This is a genomic window from Pseudomonas sp. AC463 (genome assembly GCF_979253585.1).
Genome location: NZ_CEEDDZ010000654.1, coordinates 1 through 268, shown reverse-complemented (window position 1 = coordinate 268; position 268 = coordinate 1). Strand labels below are relative to the sequence as shown.

Here is a 268-nt window from a genome sequence, read left to right as displayed (position 1 = left end):
GCCGTAGCGCATACCCTCGATCTCGACCCCGTCGATCAGCTCCTCCAGCCGCGCCTGCGTGATCTCTCCGTAAGCGCGGGCACGGTAAGTGCGCTCGACGCCCGTCGCGGGCAGCTCCAGCGTGCGCTTCAGCCCACCGTCCGTGGTCAGCAGCAACAGCCCCTCCGTCGCCAGATCGAGCCGGCCGACGGGCACCAGCCGTGGCAGGTCGGCGGGCAATCGGTCGTAGATCGTCAGGCGGCCGGCGGGATCCCACTCGGTGACGAGC

Annotated in this window: 1 protein-coding gene; it reads right to left on the bottom strand. The window is 70.5% G+C overall.

Annotation, left to right across the window (positions count from 1 at the left end):
* A partial coding sequence (locus tag AC0IYH_RS31815) for a pseudouridine synthase (RefSeq protein ID WP_471838260.1) occupies positions 1–268 on the bottom strand: 268 nt, incomplete at both ends.